This is a genomic window from Paenibacillus taihuensis (assembly GCF_003386535.1).
GTDB lineage: Bacteria > Bacillota > Bacilli > Paenibacillales > Paenibacillaceae > Paenibacillus_Z > Paenibacillus_Z taihuensis.
On sequence record NZ_QTTN01000056.1, the window covers coordinates 22370 to 37203 of the forward strand.

At 55.7% G+C, this 14834-nt stretch carries 12 protein-coding genes; 5 read left to right on the forward strand and 7 right to left on the reverse strand.

The window, feature by feature from the left end; all coding sequences use genetic code 11:
* Positions 1–224: 224 nt before the first annotated feature.
* Both speB and speE read right to left on the reverse strand, forming a co-directional pair.
* Positions 225–1094: an agmatinase gene (gene speB / locus A8990_RS28715; protein ID WP_116192449.1), complete on the reverse strand. Its 870-nt coding sequence runs from the start codon at positions 1092–1094 to the stop codon at positions 225–227.
* 19 nt (positions 1095–1113) lie between these two features.
* Positions 1114–1941: a polyamine aminopropyltransferase gene (gene speE / locus A8990_RS28720; protein WP_116192450.1), complete on the reverse strand. Its 828-nt coding sequence runs from the start codon at positions 1939–1941 to the stop codon at positions 1114–1116.
* A 211-nt stretch (positions 1942–2152) separates the two neighbouring features.
* Here speE and A8990_RS28725 point away from each other — a divergent pair, with 211 nt between their 5' ends.
* Entirely contained in the window at positions 2153–4261 is a 2109-nt protein-coding gene (locus tag A8990_RS28725; protein WP_181909837.1) for a transglycosylase domain-containing protein, read from the forward strand.
* 72 nt (positions 4262–4333) lie between these two features.
* Here the strand turns inward: A8990_RS28725 and A8990_RS28730 are convergent, their stop codons facing one another.
* On the reverse strand, positions 4334–5167 hold the full coding sequence (locus A8990_RS28730; RefSeq protein ID WP_116192451.1) for a sugar phosphate isomerase/epimerase family protein: 834 nt from the start codon (positions 5165–5167) through the stop codon (positions 4334–4336).
* Positions 5168–5322: 155 nt separating this feature from the next.
* Here A8990_RS28730 and A8990_RS28735 point away from each other — a divergent pair, with 155 nt between their 5' ends.
* Both A8990_RS28735 and A8990_RS28740 read left to right on the forward strand, forming a co-directional pair.
* Entirely contained in the window at positions 5323–5775 is a 453-nt protein-coding gene (locus A8990_RS28735) for a VOC family protein (RefSeq protein ID WP_116192452.1), read from the forward strand.
* A 14-nt stretch (positions 5776–5789) separates the two neighbouring features.
* On the forward strand, positions 5790–6494 hold the full coding sequence (locus A8990_RS28740) for an SDR family oxidoreductase (RefSeq protein ID WP_116192453.1): 705 nt from the start codon (positions 5790–5792) through the stop codon (positions 6492–6494).
* Positions 6495–7069: 575 nt separating this feature from the next.
* Here the strand turns inward: A8990_RS28740 and A8990_RS28745 are convergent.
* From A8990_RS28745 to A8990_RS28755, 3 genes are all read right to left on the reverse strand, one after another.
* Positions 7070–8857 (reverse strand): ABC transporter ATP-binding protein, encoded by a 1788-nt coding sequence (locus tag A8990_RS28745; protein ID WP_116192454.1) that lies wholly within the window; start codon positions 8855–8857, stop codon positions 7070–7072.
* Entirely contained in the window at positions 8854–10602 is a 1749-nt protein-coding gene (locus tag A8990_RS28750; protein WP_116192455.1) for an ABC transporter ATP-binding protein, read from the reverse strand. Before A8990_RS28750 ends, A8990_RS28745 begins: the two co-directional genes overlap by 4 nt.
* A 169-nt stretch (positions 10603–10771) precedes the next feature.
* Positions 10772–11296, reverse strand: a complete 525-nt coding sequence (locus A8990_RS28755) for a YwhD family protein (protein WP_116192461.1) — start codon at positions 11294–11296, stop codon at positions 10772–10774.
* A gap of 171 nt (positions 11297–11467) precedes the next feature.
* Here A8990_RS28755 and A8990_RS28760 point away from each other — a divergent pair, with 171 nt between their 5' ends.
* Positions 11468–13468, forward strand: coding sequence for a M1 family metallopeptidase (locus tag A8990_RS28760; protein WP_116192456.1), 2001 nt, complete (start codon positions 11468–11470; stop codon positions 13466–13468).
* A 29-nt stretch (positions 13469–13497) separates the two neighbouring features.
* The gene (locus A8990_RS28765) at positions 13498–14316 is read left to right on the forward strand and encodes a hypothetical protein (protein ID WP_116192457.1); all 819 of its coding nucleotides are present in this window, start codon (positions 13498–13500) and stop codon (positions 14314–14316) included.
* A 248-nt stretch (positions 14317–14564) separates the two neighbouring features.
* Here the strand turns inward: A8990_RS28765 and A8990_RS28770 are convergent.
* Positions 14565–14834: transposase (locus tag A8990_RS28770; RefSeq protein ID WP_147306890.1), on the reverse strand; the 270-nt coding region annotated here is incomplete at its 5' end.

The following is a 14834-nucleotide window of genomic DNA, read 5'->3' on the forward strand; positions in this document are numbered from 1 at the left end:
CGCTACGCTTCTACAGAATCATTGGAACTGCTCCGTTCCTGTTGCACGGAACTGGGGGAAAAGAAAAAAGCTGAGAGTGACGAACTCCACTCTCAGTCAAAAAACAGCCGCTTTTCTTCTCCGAGAGTCGGAAAATCCGACTCTCAGCAGCCCATGCTCCACTCATAGTCTTACCAACAACAAAAAAGCTGAGAGTGACAAATACCACTCTCAGCTTTTTTAAATTACTTAATGAAACCTAGCAGCATTTCGCGGATGACTTTGGCCGCGACGATCTGGGTTTGTTCGGTTGGGTCGTACGCTGGCGCTACTTCGACGAGGTCGCAGCCGACGATGTTGATGCCCGCTTTGGCGATGGCATGAACCGCATCGATCAGCTCCTTCGACGTGATGCCGCCTGCTTCCGCCGTGCCTGTGCCAGGCGCTGCGGAAGGGTCGAGCACGTCGATGTCGATCGTCAGGTAAACCGGACGGCCGGCAAGCTCAGGCAGCACTTTCTTCAAAGGCTCGAGCACTTCGAACGGGTAGAAATTGATGCTCTCCTTCGCGAACTGCCACTCTTCGCGGGAGCCGGAACGGATACCGAATTGGTAAATGTTCTTGCCGCCGATGAGGCCGGCTGCTTTGCGAAGCGGCGTGGAGTGCGAAAGCGGCTCGCCTTCGTAACTCTCGCGCAGGTCGGCATGCGCGTCAAAGTGGATGATCGCCATGTCCGGGTACTTCTTGTATACCTCTTGGAAAATCGGCCACGAACACAGGTGCTCGCCGCCAAGACCGATCGGCATCTTGCCGTCTTTCAGTACGCCGCCTACGAATTCGCCGATAATATCGAGCGAGCGCGCCGCATTACCGAAGGGCAGCAGCAGGTCGCCTGCGTCGAAATATTCGATGTCTTCCAGGCTGCGGTCGAGGTACGGGCTGTACTCTTCAAGACCGATCGACACTTCGCGGATACGCGGCGGGCCGAAACGGGAGCCTGGGCGGAACGATACGGTGAAATCCATCGGCATGCCATAGATGACAGCCTTGGACGTATTATAGTCTTCCGAGCTTAGGATGAAGACGTTGCCGGAATATTTTTGATCGAGTTTCATTATGCGCTTGGTTCCTCTCTTACTTCACCAGGTCTTCTACAAATTTCGGCAGAACGAAAGCCGCTTTGTGCAGACGTGGGGAATAGTATTTCGTGTCGATTTCAGGGATGCTGGACTCGTCCACTTCAAGCGGATCATACTTTTTGCTGCCCATTGTGAATGTCCACAGGCCGCTTGGGTATGTCGGAACGTTCGCCCAGAATACGCGCACGATCGGGAACACTTCTTTGACATCGCGGTTAACGTTCTTGATCAGGTCAGGCGTGAACCAAGGGTTGTCCGTCTGAGCAACGAAGATTCCGTCTTCTTTCAGCGCATCGTAGATGCCTTGGTAGAAGCCGCGTGTGAACAGGTTTACCGCAGGGCCAACCGGCTCTGTGGAGTCAACCATAACAACATCATATTCATTCTTGTGATCGTGGATGTGCATGAAGCCGTCGTTCACGTGCACTTCGACGCGCGGATCGTCCAGACCGCAAGCGATTTGCGGAAGATATTTCTTCGAGTATTCGATAACTTTGCCGTCGATATCAACAAGGACAGCTTTCTCCACGTTCGGGTGCTTCAAGATTTCGCGGATAACGCCGCCGTCGCCGCCGCCAACAACGAGAACTTTCTTCGGGTTAGGGTGTGTGTACAGAACCGGGTGAGCAACCATCTCGTGATAAACCCACTCGTCCTTGTCCGTTGTCATAACCATGCCGTCGAGTACGAGCATTGTGCCGAACTCTTCTGTTTCGATCATATCAAGCTGTTGGAATTCCGTTTGTTCGCTTACATACGTTTCTTTCACTTTCATCGTAATGCCGTATGTAGGCGTTTGCTTCTCGGTGTACCACAATTCCATCGTGCAATCCCTGCTTTCTTGTATGTAATGGTGCTATTGATCATAAGGTCAAATGTTTCAATCTGTATTATAAGTTAACGGGGGGAAAAAGCAACCTTTTGCCAGTTGTGCACAAAAATTTAACAACCCCCATCCGATTCTGAATAGTGTGACCCAATGTTTTCCATACTAAAAAGATAGTTTGGAGTTACAGTTAGGGGTTTTGAAGCAGATGAAACGATTCGTGTTCAGGCATGGCGCCGGTGGCAAAAAGCTTCGAATACCGGTTCGGATTCAGCTGGAACGCTGGATGCCTTTCTTAAAACGGCTGCAACGGTGGCTGATCTATTCGGGAGCAGCTCTACTGCTCTTATTCATGGTGGCTTTTGGTTTCCTCTATTATTTGCGCGTGCAGGCTCTTCCTGCTTCGGCGATTAGCCAAACGTCGCAGATGCTGGATGCACAAGGCCACGTCATCGACACTTTTCATGCCGGCGAGAACCGACAGTCGGTACCGCTGAAAGAAATATCGCCGTATTTGCTCGAAGCGACGCTGGCGATCGAGGATCAACGATTCTACGAGCATATTGGCTTCGATCTAAAAGGGATGGCTCGCGCTGCCGTCGTTAACGTCGAGCATCTATCGCGGAAGCAAGGGGCCAGCACGTTGACGCAGCAGCTTGCCCGCAATTTGTATTTGACGCATGAGCGGACTTGGTCTCGGAAGCTGAAGGAAGCGATGTATACGATTCAGCTGGAGATGCATTACTCCAAGGACGAGATTCTGGCGCTCTACTTGAACGAAATCTACTATGGTCACGGCGCTTATGGAGCCGAAGCTGCGTCGGAGCTGTATTTTGGCAAGCATGTCTCCGAGCTGACTCTCGCCGAAAGCGCGATGCTTGCAGGCATTCCGAAAGGACCGAAGTATTACTCGCCATATATGGATATGAAAAATGCGAAGGATCGTCAGCGGACCATTCTGCAGACGATGGCGGACCAGGGCATTATTCAGCAGTCTGATGCGAAAGCCGCAGGCGCTGAACTGCTGACGTTCGTCCCGCTTGGCACGAGCAAAGCGAGCGGCATGGCACCTTACTTCCGCGATTATATTCGGTATATCGCGGTCGATAAGCTCGGCATCGATGAGCGGACGCTGAGCGAAGGCGGCATTCGGATCTTCACGACGCTGGATCCGGTGGCGCAGCACGCCGCCGAAGAAGCAGTGGCGAATGGCATTCCGGAGGACTCGCAGCAGCAGGCTGCGCTCATCTCGATCGACCCGCGCACCGGTTATATCAAAGCGATGGTCGGCGGACGCGATTACAAGACGAATCAATATAACCGCGTCTTCGCCAAGACGCGGCAGCCGGGCTCGTCGTTCAAACCGATCCTGTATCTGACCGCGCTGCAGCAAGGCGTGATGACGCCGATGTCGAAGTTCAAGAGCGCGCCGACGATCTTCACATATGATGAAGGGCGCAAGACGTATTCGCCGAGCAACTATAACAGCAAGTATGTCGGCGATTATATTGATATGCGGCAGGCGATTGCGAGCTCCGACAACATCTATGCGGTGAACTCGATTATGACCGTTGGGCCGGAGAAGGTTATCGACATGGCGCACAAGCTCGGCATCGTAAGCCCGATGCAGCCGGTGCCGTCGCTGGCGCTCGGCACGTTCCCGATCAGCCCGATGGAGATGGCGTCCGCGTTCAGCACGCTCGCCAACGGCGGCATTCGGATGGAGCCGACGGCGATTCTGCGAATCGAGGACAGCAAAGGCGAAGTGCTCTACGAAGCGAAGCCTGCTTCGTACTCCGTCGTTGATGCGGCTCACGCGTATGTGCTGACGAGCCTAATGGAGAGCGTCTTCGATACCGGCGGCACCGCTGGCCGGGTATCGGCGATGATCAAGCGGCCGGTCGCCGGCAAGACCGGCACGACCGCGACCGACGCGTGGCTCGTCGGCTACACGCCCGAGCTATCGACAGCGGTGTGGGTCGGATACGACAAGGGCCGCAAGCTGACGCAGACGGAAGCGCGGCGGGCTGCCCCGATCTTCGCCAACTATACAGAGGCGGCGCTTTCGGCGGTTCCGCCGAAGATCTTCCCGCTGCCGGACGGCGTCGTGTCCGTGTACATCGACCCGAGCAGCGGCAAGCTCGCCGGCAAAACATGCCCGAACCGCCGGCTCGAGACGTTCGTCAGCGGCACGCAGCCGGTCGAGGTGTGCGGCGTTCACGGCGATTCGCCGGTGTCGCCGGACGGCAACGCCGACGCGAAGGCCGCGCAGACGAAGGCATGGTGGAAGGTGTTCAAGCGCTGGTGGAAGAATTAGCACCGTTATGAATGAAAGGCCCCTATACCGCGGCAGATTGGTGAAGCTGCCGGGTGTAGGGGCTTTATTTTATTACAATGGAATCCGCAGCTCCGCAGCAACACCGCGAATGTAATCCGCCGCCTCACGGTATTCCTCGTTGCTCTTGAGGTGCTCGATCATCAGCGGCGTATCTGGATGCAGCTTGTGCAGCTCTGTCAGGAATGTCCGGTAGTCGAGCATTCCTTGACCCGGAATGACCTCGTCTAGATGAACCGTTAGGTTGCTGCGCAGCAAGGTATCCTTGGCATGGCAGTTGCGAATATAGGGTCCCAGCTTACTGAAGAAATCGCGAATCAGATCGCCATTCCTGTAGTACGCCCGCGGGCTGCTAATGATGTTCACGGGGTCGAAGTGAACGCCGAAGCCTTGGCGATCGATCGCCTTGATCAAGTCAAGATAGGTATCCGCCGAATCGGGGAATACCCAAGGCATCATCTCTAGCGCGAATACCGTTCTCTGCGGCTTCACTGCATCGATAATATCCCGCACGGTTTCTACAATAAGATCAAACGTATTCGCGCTGAAATTATCCGGATGCGGTCCATCCCACTGCTCCCCCCGCGAACCGGCTATCGTTACACATACTGCTGATCCGATGCGCTCCGCAAGCTCTAGCCTTCTTTGACAATACGCTATCGCTTCTCTTCTGGTCTGCTCGTTCGGACTAATCGGGTTACTCCAGGCTCCTACTTCGGAGATGACAATATCGTGCTCGCTGGCTGCCTTCATATAGAGGTCGAGCTCGTGCAGCTGGTCCTCCCGATCAATCGGGCAAGTCGCCGCGCGGAACCCCGCCTGCTTATGCGCCAGTGCCCAGCTCTCCGGATTCTTCTCTTCTAGAAACACTTGTCCGCCTAGCCGCATCGCTTCATCCCATCCTTTTGTACGCCATCGTTATTTAGCGTCAGTATATCATAATGTCATGGAAAATTTTCCTTTATTTGGACTACAAGGAGAAATAAGTTTAGTGCCGAATAAGAGCATGGAGACGAATGGATGATGAGAGGATGGTTGTACATATGGCAGGAATACTCGGCAACAACATCATTACGCAAATCGGCATTCTCGTACACGATATTGAAAAGGTAAGCCAAGCTTACGCGGATTTCTTCGGCATCGACAAGCCGCCTGTAATTATCACCGATACAGCGGACAAGGCGCAAACGGAGTTTAACGGCGAACCGAGCGAGGCGCGGGCGAAGCTGGCGTTCTTCAATATGGGCTCGCTCCAGCTGGAGCTGATTGAACCGGACGAGCATCCGAGCACGTGGCGGAATTATTTGAATGAGCACGGCGAAGGGCCGCATCATATTGCTTTTGTCATTGAAGGGATGAAGGAGAAGATCGCGTTGCTGGAGGGCAAGGGATTTCCGCTCGAGCAAAAGGGGGAATATACCGGTGGGCGCTACGCCTACATGAACACGATTCCTGAGCTGAAGGTGCTTGTTGAACTGCTCGAAAACGACAAATAGGGAGCTGCTAATCGATGTCGAAGAACGTGCTCATTACAGGCGCAAGCCGTGGGCTTGGCTATGAAATAGCTTCGGAAGCGCTGGAACGCGGATATAACGTGATCGCCGGCGTGCGTGATCCGGGAACTCCGGGCAAGCTGGCGGAGCTGCGTGCCATGTATGGCGAGGATCGTATTCGGATTGCTCATCTGGACGTGGTCGATGAAGCAAGTATCGCTGCGCTGGCTGCGCGCTTGAAGCAAGAAGGACGGACGCTTGGCGCCATTATCAACAATGCCGCCATTCTAAAGGCGCGCGATACGCAAATTGAAGATCTGGACATGGACGAAGTCATCGAATCCTTCGATGTGAATGTGTACGGGCCTATGCGCGTAGTGAAGCATCTGCTCCCACTGCTGACGGAAGAGAACGCCGCGCTCATTAATGTATCGTCGGAAGCGGGCAGCCTTACCAAAGCATATCCCGGCGACTATCCGTATGCGATCTCGAAGACAGCGATGAATATGTTCACGCTGCAGCTGCACAGCTATTTGAAAGAACGCGGAGTGCTCGTGCTCAGCGTTCACCCTGGCTGGATGTACACGGACATGGGCGGCAACCAAGCGCCGACCGATCCGCGCGCGAGCGCACGCGGCATCCTCGATCTGATCGAGCGCCGCACCCAGACGGACAGCCGATGGCAGTTCGTGGACTATACAGGGCAGTCGATGCTGATATGAAAAAAGGCCTCGCATTCCGCTGGTTAAGCGGGTGCGAGGCTTTTTGGTGGTTGAGTTAGGTTGGGTTGGGTTGGGTTGGGTTGGGTTGGGTTGGGTTGGGTTGGGTTGGGTTGGGTTGGGTTGGGTTGGGTTGAGTTGGGTTGGGTTGGGTTAGGTTAGGTTAGGTTGGGTTGATTGCCGGAAAAGTGGACATTTCAGCTCCGAATGCATGCTATAGTGCCGCTGGAGTTCCTTAGAATTCCAAACAGGCGGTTTCTGGGCAAATAAGCGTTGCACTGTTCCTTAGTAGATACTCCAGGTCTCTACTTTGGCGAAAATGGGGTTCGATCGGCGAATGTAGTTACCCTAGGTCACTACTTTGGTACGAAACCGCAAATTACAGCTAATGTAGATACTCCAGAGCACTACATTTGCGGAAAAGCACCGGTTTCGGCGGATGTAGATACTCTGAGGCATCACATTGGTGCGAAACTGCCGGTTTTCTTTAAAGAGGGGTCCTAGCACCGCTCTTTCCTATACCTATACCTATACCTATACCTATACCTATACCTATACCTATACCTTTGCCTATACCGCTACCCCTTCGCCCGCTCGTCCCCGCTCCATAGCTCCTGGAACGTCTCGTTTGTACGAAGCAGCTCCTCCGCGGTGCCTTCCGCTTCGATGCGGCCTTCCTTCATGACGATAATATGATCGGCATGCGTCAATGCCGCACGGCGGTGCGAGACGACGAGGCAGGTCGCGTCGCCCCTGCTCTCGAACAGCCGCTCCCACAGCTTCTGCTCCGTCTCGACATCCAGCGCGCTCGAGAGGTCGTCGAACACGTACAGCTGTGCATCGCGCACGAGCATGCGCGCAGCCGCCGTCCGCTGCATTTGGCCGCCGGACAGCTTCACGCCGCGCGGCCCGATCATCGTCTCCAGCCCATGCTGGAGATGCTCGATGTCGTACTCCATCACCGCGGCGTGGATCGCGCCTTCCAGCGCGCCGTCCTCTTCCCGCTGCCCAAGCAAAATATTGTTGCGCAGCGTGTCACTGTACATCCGCGGAATTTGCGCGGAGTACGCGCTATTCGCCGGCGTGAAGAACGTGCCCGGGTCCTGGACGACCCGGCCGTTCCATTTGATCGTCCCCTCGTCCTTCGGCAGCAGGCCGAGCAATGTACGGACGAGCGTCGTTTTGCCGGAGCCGATCGTGCCCGTTACAACGGTGAACGATCCGCCCTTCAGCTGCAGCCGTACATCCTCGATGCCCCGGCCCGTTTCCGGGAACCGGTACGTCAAGCCGGACACCTCCAAAGCACGAAGCGGCCCGGCAGCATCAGAAGCAACCGAACCCGCAGCAACCTCGGCCAACTCTTCGTCATGCCCCTTGCGCAGATACAGCGTATCCTTCAAAGTCAGCAGCCTCGCCGGCGCGCCTTGCAGCAGCGTCAGCAGCCGTTCGAGCGCGACGCCCATCTGCTTGAAGTGCGTAATGAATGTCCCGACGTTCGTAATAATGGACGTGATGAACGTTAAGTAGTAGACGAACAGCGAGAAATCGCCGATCGTAAACGAGCCCGACTGCATCTTCTGCCCCGCAACCAGCAAGATTAGCCCCGTTCCCAGATTGACGGTGTTCGCAAAGATCGAGTTTAACGCCTCGCCCATCAGCTTATCCTTCAGCATCGTGCGGCGGCGGTCGTCATTGAACTGTCTGAACCGTTCAATCACACGTTCTTCCGCGCCTGCCACTTGAATCGCCTGCACATTGCTGAACATCTCGCTGATCGCGCCGGTTACGCGCGAAGTCGATTCCCGGCTCGCAGCCCGATATTTCTGCAGCCGCGACGTCGACAGCTGTGCAACGGACACAACAACGACTAGCGGCAGGAATACGAGCAAAGTCATCTGCAAATCGATGCCGACAAGAATGTAGCTCGACACCGCCGCGAAGCAGGTTAAGCCGAACACGTCGACGGACCAGCTCGCCGCTTCCTCCGACTGGTCGACATCGTCGCGGAAGTGGCTGATCGCCTCGCCCGGCGAAACAGGGATCGCTCGTGCGCCGGGCTGTTTCAAGACATGCTGCAGCAAGTTGCGGCGAAGCATCATCCCCATGCGGAAGCGGAACTGCACGTCGGTAATGAAGCCAAGCACGATAACAACGACGCGGCCAACCGAGGCGCCAAGCACCAGCGCGATGATGCCCCAGGTGCCCATCTTCAGCGAACCGCTGCCGGTGAGCGAGTCGAAGAACTCTTTTGTAATAAGACCCGGCACGATCGGCACCAGGTAAATAATTGACCAAGCCAGCGCGTTAAACACATACAGCCTCGTCCGGTAGGTAATCAGCCGGATCAGATATTGAAGGGTCGTCATACGAGCACCTCCTCAAGCCCTGTCGCCAGCATCGTGCTGAAACGCGACGAAGGGTCGGCGGCAAGCTGCGTCCTGCGGCCATATTCAATGATGCGGCCATTCTCCAGGATGAGGATTTGGTCCGCCCGCTGCACGGTTGCCAGACGGTGCGCAATAATGATGCAGGAGCGATTCGCAAGCAGCCTGCTGATCGCCTCTTCAATGCGCTGCTCCGTCAACGGGTCGAGCCTCGACGAAGCTTCATCCATAATGACGAGCCCCGGATCGGTCAGGAATACCCTGGCAAAAGCAAGCAGCTGCGCCTCGCCGGCAGACAATGAACCGCCGCCCGAAGCGAGCCGCGTATCCAAGCCTTCAGGCATCGCAGCATACCAGCTTCCAAGCCCCAGCTGCTCCAGCACTTCCACAATCCGCTCATCGCGGATCGACTCGTCGTAGAAGGTGAGATTGTCGCGGATGGTACCCTCGATAATCTCGATATTTTGCGTCACGAGCGTTACGCGCTTGCGCAGCTGGTTCAGCTTCAGCTGGCGAATATCCGTATCGCCAAGCTTGATCGCTCCTTCCTGCGGATCATAGAACCGCAGCAGCAGCCGGGCCAGCGTCGACTTCCCGCTCCCCGTCCGGCCGAGCAGCCCGAGCACCTCGCCAGGCTGGAGCTGCAGCGCCAAGCTGTCCAGCGTCGGCTCGGCACCTCCATCCTCATAGCGGAACGTCACATCGTCGAACTTCACGGCGAGCGCCCCTGCCGGAAGCGCCGCACCCGGACCGTCCGCGATGGAAGAGCGCGTCTCGAACAGCGCGCGAATGCGGGTAATGCTCGCGTCTGCCTTTTGCAAATCCTCCATTTGGGTACGGATCTTCTCGATTGGCTTCGATAACAGCTCTGTATAGTAGAAGATCAGATAGACCGTTCCGATTGTAATGGAGCCCTGCTTCCATAAATAGGCGCTAATCGCGAACGCCATTGCGTTACCGAGCGCGAACACAATGATCGTCGTGCTCCACATCGAGGCGAAGCCGAGGAACGCCTTAATCCGCAGCGGCAGCATGACGCGCAGCATCCGATAGAAGCGGCCCATCACGAAGCCGGCTGCACCGTTCGCGCGAATATCCTCCGTCCCTTCCAGCTGCTCGCCGATAAATCCGTACAGCTCCGCGTTCGCCTGCCGCCACTTCGTCCAGAGCGGCGATGCGAGCCTTCGGATGCGCTGAATGACGAACACCGCCGCGATGACAAACACGGTCATCCCCGTGCCGATCATCCAGCTTTCCCGAAACAGCAGCACGAGAATGCCGATCATCAGCAGCGCATTGCCGATCAAGTTAATGATTAAGCTGGAGAAGAAATTCGCGAGCGCATTCACATCGCCGTCGACCCGTTCAATAATCGCGCCTGATGTATGCGACTTGTGAAACGGCATATCCAGCGATAGACAGTGCGCCGCCAAGTCGCCGCGGAGCGCATTCGTCGTTTTCCAACCGACATTCTCGCTGAAATACGTTGCGACCACCGATACAATCCCCTGCACCACCGAGAAGCCAATAAACAAGCACGCGGCCAGCAGCAGCGGCTGAAGATCGGCCTCCGACTGCGCTTTATCAATAAAGAAGCGAATAATCTGCGGGTTCACCAGCTGCAGAGCGGTAGATAGAATGAGGAGCGCTGCAAGTCCGATGATCGTCCGTTTCTGCGGCAATAGATAGCGCCTCAGCAGCTCGCCGTAATGCCCTCGCGAAGCCATGCGCCTCTCACTGGTCAATTAAAGCCCCTCCTTTGACAGAACGAATGTTCCAGTCCCATGACTATAACATATCCACCCTTATCCAGAATAGGCACAAGTCGCCTAAAATAAAAGACCGCCACTCGTAAGAGTCAGGCGGTCTGAAACAGCAATATGGTTGATGAATTCGCTATACGTCGAGCGCTTCCTTCAGCTTATCCGGCGAGCGGTCCCACCACTCCGGATTGTTCGTGACAAGGAGGTTCTTCAGCGCCCGCTTCTCTTCCACGCCCAGCTCGTCAAGCACATAACGGCGTTTGATCGCGTAGTCGAGGTTGTTCACGTGCTGCGCAAGAATCTTCCACCCTCTGCGCGCTTCGGTATCGATCAGCATCGGACATGCCGTCGCTCCCGCGTAGCTTGCGCCTTCCTCCGTGCGGTCAACCGCAACCCATACGATCCAGCACAAGCGGCCGTTCGGCACATCTTCCTTATTCGCGCTGAACTTGATCCCCTTCTCTACCTTACTCTTGGCATGCATCGCACCAACATCAATGTACGCCTCGCCATTATCAATGATGACGCAGGACACCGCGCTGAGGTCGATCGTCCCCGCTCCGAATCCTTTATGTTCCTTGTTGCTCACCACGTTCAAAGAAAGGGATTTCTTCTCTTTCTTCTCTGCCGGCTGCTGCGTGTTCTCTTGTTCACTCACGATCCGTTTCAACTCCTTCTCCTGCCTGCCCCACTTGCTCACAAGCCCCGTAATTCCACGTCTGGCGCGGTTTTCACGCCTGTCCGCACTTTAATTCCATTTTAGCTAATAATCTCGGAAAAGCAAACATATACATGCTTTAGATGCTTGTCAACGGGAGGGAATGTTTCAATGAAACTTGGACGTGCCAAACGAATTCTGCTCTTTGCCCTCGCCGCCGTGCTGATCGGATTAACGGCACAGCAAGGGTTCGGGGATGCCTGGGTCTCGCACTATATATACGCCTCCGCTCCTGCTAAGAAAGAGTCGCCGCCGAAGACGGCCGCTCCGCAAACCGCGCAGGAACCCGACATTGTCATGCAGCCGAAGCCGGTTGCGCTCAGCAAACGGGTTGCGGAGTATCACATCGATGTGACGCTCCAGGAGGATACGCATATGCTCGTCGGGGAGCAGTCTGTCACATGGACAAACCCAGGCAGGCAGCCGGTGTCCGAGATGTACTTCCATCTGTACCCGAACGCCTTCAGGTCCAAGGACACGACGTTCATGCGAGAGTCCGGCGGACAGCTCCGCAACGATAAAGCGACTGCGGACAGCGTCGGTTACATGAACCTGCTGCAGCTCGAAACGACGGAAGGCTACAGTCTGCTGCCTCGCCTCCACTATGTGCAGCCCGATGACGGCAATACGAACGATCTTACGCTGGCCAAGCTTCGTCTGCCGAATGCAGTCGCGCCAGGCAAGAGCGTGACGCTGCGGATGAAGTTCGAGGTGAAGCTGCCTCAGGTGTTCGCTCGCATGGGCTACGCTGGCAACTTCGTGATGGCGGGCCAGTGGTTTCCGAAGCTCGCCGTTTACGAGACAGCCGGCACACGCGGACGAGCGGCCGAAGGCTGGAATATTCATCAGTATCACGGCAACTCGGAGTTCTATAGCGATTTTGGCATCTACAGCGTGAAGATCAACGTGCCGAGCAGCTACAAGGTAGCCGCAACCGGCTTCCAGACCAAAGCCTCCGTCATCGCGGACGGCCGCAAGATCTATCAATTCTATGCCGATGATGTCCACGACTTCGGCTGGTCGGCTTCGCCGGACTTCGTCTACGCGGAGGAACCTTTCTCGACGGAAGGCGTGCCTGGCGTCCGGATCAAGCTCTATCTCGATCCGCAGCACGCGAAGCTCAAGGACCGCTACATGCACGCAGCGAAGTCCGCGCTCTCCAAATATGCGCAGTGGTATGGCGCTTACCCGTACTCGACGCTCTCCATCGTTGTCCCGCCGGCTGGCGGCAACGGCGCAGGCGGCATGGAATATCCGACGCTCATCACCGCTTTCGCAGCCGATTCCGATACTCCAGGATATGACCTCGAGCGGACGGTCGTTCACGAGATCGGTCATCAATACTGGTACGGTATGGTCGCCACCAACGAGTTCGAGGAAGCTTGGCTCGACGAAGGCTTCACGTCCTATGCGGAAGACAAAGTAATGGAAAGCGAGTACGGCATCGAGCCGAATCTGCCGGTGGAGTCGAGCTACATGACCGATCCTGCGCCGCTGAAGCAGCTGTCGTGGTCGTACCATAGCAACAATCACTATGCCGAAAATGTGTACATGCGCGCCAAGCTCGTCCTCTTCGGCATCGAGAAGCAGGTCGGCGCCCAGACGATGCGCAAGATTATGCGCACCTACTTCCAGAAATACAAATTCAAGCACCCGTCGACCGCCGACTTCCAGAAAGTCGTCGAGGCCGTGACGAAGAAGAAGTGGAACGACTACTTCAGCCATTTCGTCTACGGCAAAGACATGGCGGACTACTCCGTCGCTTCCATCCATGTGCGTCCCGTCAAGCAGGATGGCAAGACGCAGTACGAATCGGTCGTGCTGATCAAGAAGACCGGCGGAAGCTTCGGCCCTGTGACGGTGGTGTTCCATTTTGCAGACGGTACGATCATGCCGAAAGTATGGGATGGCCAGGAAGCCCATATTCAGTATAAAATCGTTCATTCCTCCAAGCTCTTATGGGCGGCGGTGGACCCGCAGTACGATAACGTGCTCGACAACAAGCATATCAACAACTATATGAAAGCCGACCTGACCGAGCAGACCCGCACCCGCTGGAGCGTCGGTATCACCAAGCTGCTGGAGACGATCTTCGCTTCGCTCGCTTGGTAACGTCTTACTTATGAAGGAGGTGAGCTTGCGTGAAAGCCCATATTAAGCAAGGCTGGCGACTTGCCATAAAGCACTTCTACATCATTATTCTATTGTTTCTGTACGAGCTGATCTGGGGCTTCTTCCTCTATCGCACCATAGAAGGCATTGTGGTGCCGATCCTGAAGCGATTCCCTGATACGATTAACAGCGGCAGCCATGCGGTTCAGCTGTTCATGACCGAAGCCCAGTTTCAGCTGCTCAAGACGGACCTCATTCAGCCGTACGTCTGGCTGTTCTGCGGACTGCTGGCAGGCCGGATGGTCATTACGCCATTCCTTAACGCCGGCCTGTTCCACTCGCTGCATCATATGACCGACGAGGCCGGTACGAAGTTTCTGAGCGGCATTCGCAAAGCATGGAAACCGGTCGCTCTACTCTACCTCATCGAAGTCGTGCTTACGCTGCTCCCTGCGGTCTGGCTGCTGCCGCGCGCACTGTCGAAGCTGCTAGCCAGCAGCTCGCTGCTCGAATTCGCCCAGCACGTTGGACCGTGGGCGATCGCCTGGCTGCTCTGGGCGGTGCTCATCCACCTGCTCTTCCTCACGATGCAATTCGGCGTCGTGGCTGGCACCGGTACGCTCCGCTCGCTCTGGAGCGGAATCGTACACTTCCTGCCTTTCGCCGGGATCTCGCTGCTCATGTGGGGCATCGGCGTCCTGCTGAGCATGACGGTCGCCTCGGTATCGATGATGTGGGCGGGGCTGTTCGCCCTCATTCTCCACCAAGGCTATCAGATGCTGCGCACGATCATGAAGGTGTGGACGGTAGCCTCCCAATATGATGTGTGGCAATCGAAGCAGGCATAGCGAGCGAGCCGGTCGGTCTTCCAGTCTTCCGGTCCTCCAGTCTTCCGGACGCCGGTCACCGGTCGGCCAGCGAGCTAGCAACGCCGACTGTGCCCCCCTCGGTTACGCTATGTTGGATAAATCCACTCATTTTCATCGGAATCGGCTGTTTTGCTCGGCTTTATTGGATTTATTGGATTTAGAGTCAATTTCATAAGTCTATGATCGCTAGGTAGCACTCACTCAAAACCCAAGGATTTTAAAAAAAATCAGGCTGCACAGCGTGTCCTTCTCAATTCTTGGTTCAGTTTATCAAGGGCGAACTTGCATAACGTATAAGTCAGACAAGTAAGGTCCATCTCAACGAAGGCCCGCTTTTTGCGTTTGCGCGTTCCCGTTAGTCCAAAGTAGCTTTTTAAATAGGCAAATACACGCTCGACAGCTGTGCGACGTGAATACAGTGTTGCAAACTTGCTGCTGCCGCGAGCCGGGACCGTGTATTTGCGGATGTCTTTCTCTCGCTTTATCTTGTGAACAGC

What these genes read in the sequence shown, in the direction of transcription:
- A8990_RS28730 (WP_116192451.1), bottom strand. Translation starts at nt 5,167, where the DNA reads ATGCGGCTAGGCGGACAAGTGTTTCTAGAAGAGAAGAATCCGGAGAGC.
- A8990_RS28725 (WP_181909837.1), top strand. Translation starts at nt 2,153, where the DNA reads ATGAAACGATTCGTGTTCAGGCATGGCGCCGGTGGCAAAAAGCTTCGA.
- speE (WP_116192450.1), bottom strand. Translation starts at nt 1,941, where the DNA reads ATGGAATTGTGGTACACCGAGAAGCAAACGCCTACATACGGCATTACG.
- A8990_RS28740 (WP_116192453.1), top strand. Translation starts at nt 5,790, where the DNA reads ATGTCGAAGAACGTGCTCATTACAGGCGCAAGCCGTGGGCTTGGCTAT.
- A8990_RS28745 (WP_116192454.1), bottom strand. Translation starts at nt 8,857, where the DNA reads ATGACGACCCTTCAATATCTGATCCGGCTGATTACCTACCGGACGAGG.
- speB (WP_116192449.1), bottom strand. Translation starts at nt 1,094, where the DNA reads ATGAAACTCGATCAAAAATATTCCGGCAACGTCTTCATCCTAAGCTCG.
- A8990_RS28750 (WP_116192455.1), bottom strand. Translation starts at nt 10,602, where the DNA reads ATGGCTTCGCGAGGGCATTACGGCGAGCTGCTGAGGCGCTATCTATTG.
- A8990_RS28735 (WP_116192452.1), top strand. Translation starts at nt 5,323, where the DNA reads ATGGCAGGAATACTCGGCAACAACATCATTACGCAAATCGGCATTCTC.
- A8990_RS28760 (WP_116192456.1), top strand. Translation starts at nt 11,468, where the DNA reads ATGAAACTTGGACGTGCCAAACGAATTCTGCTCTTTGCCCTCGCCGCC.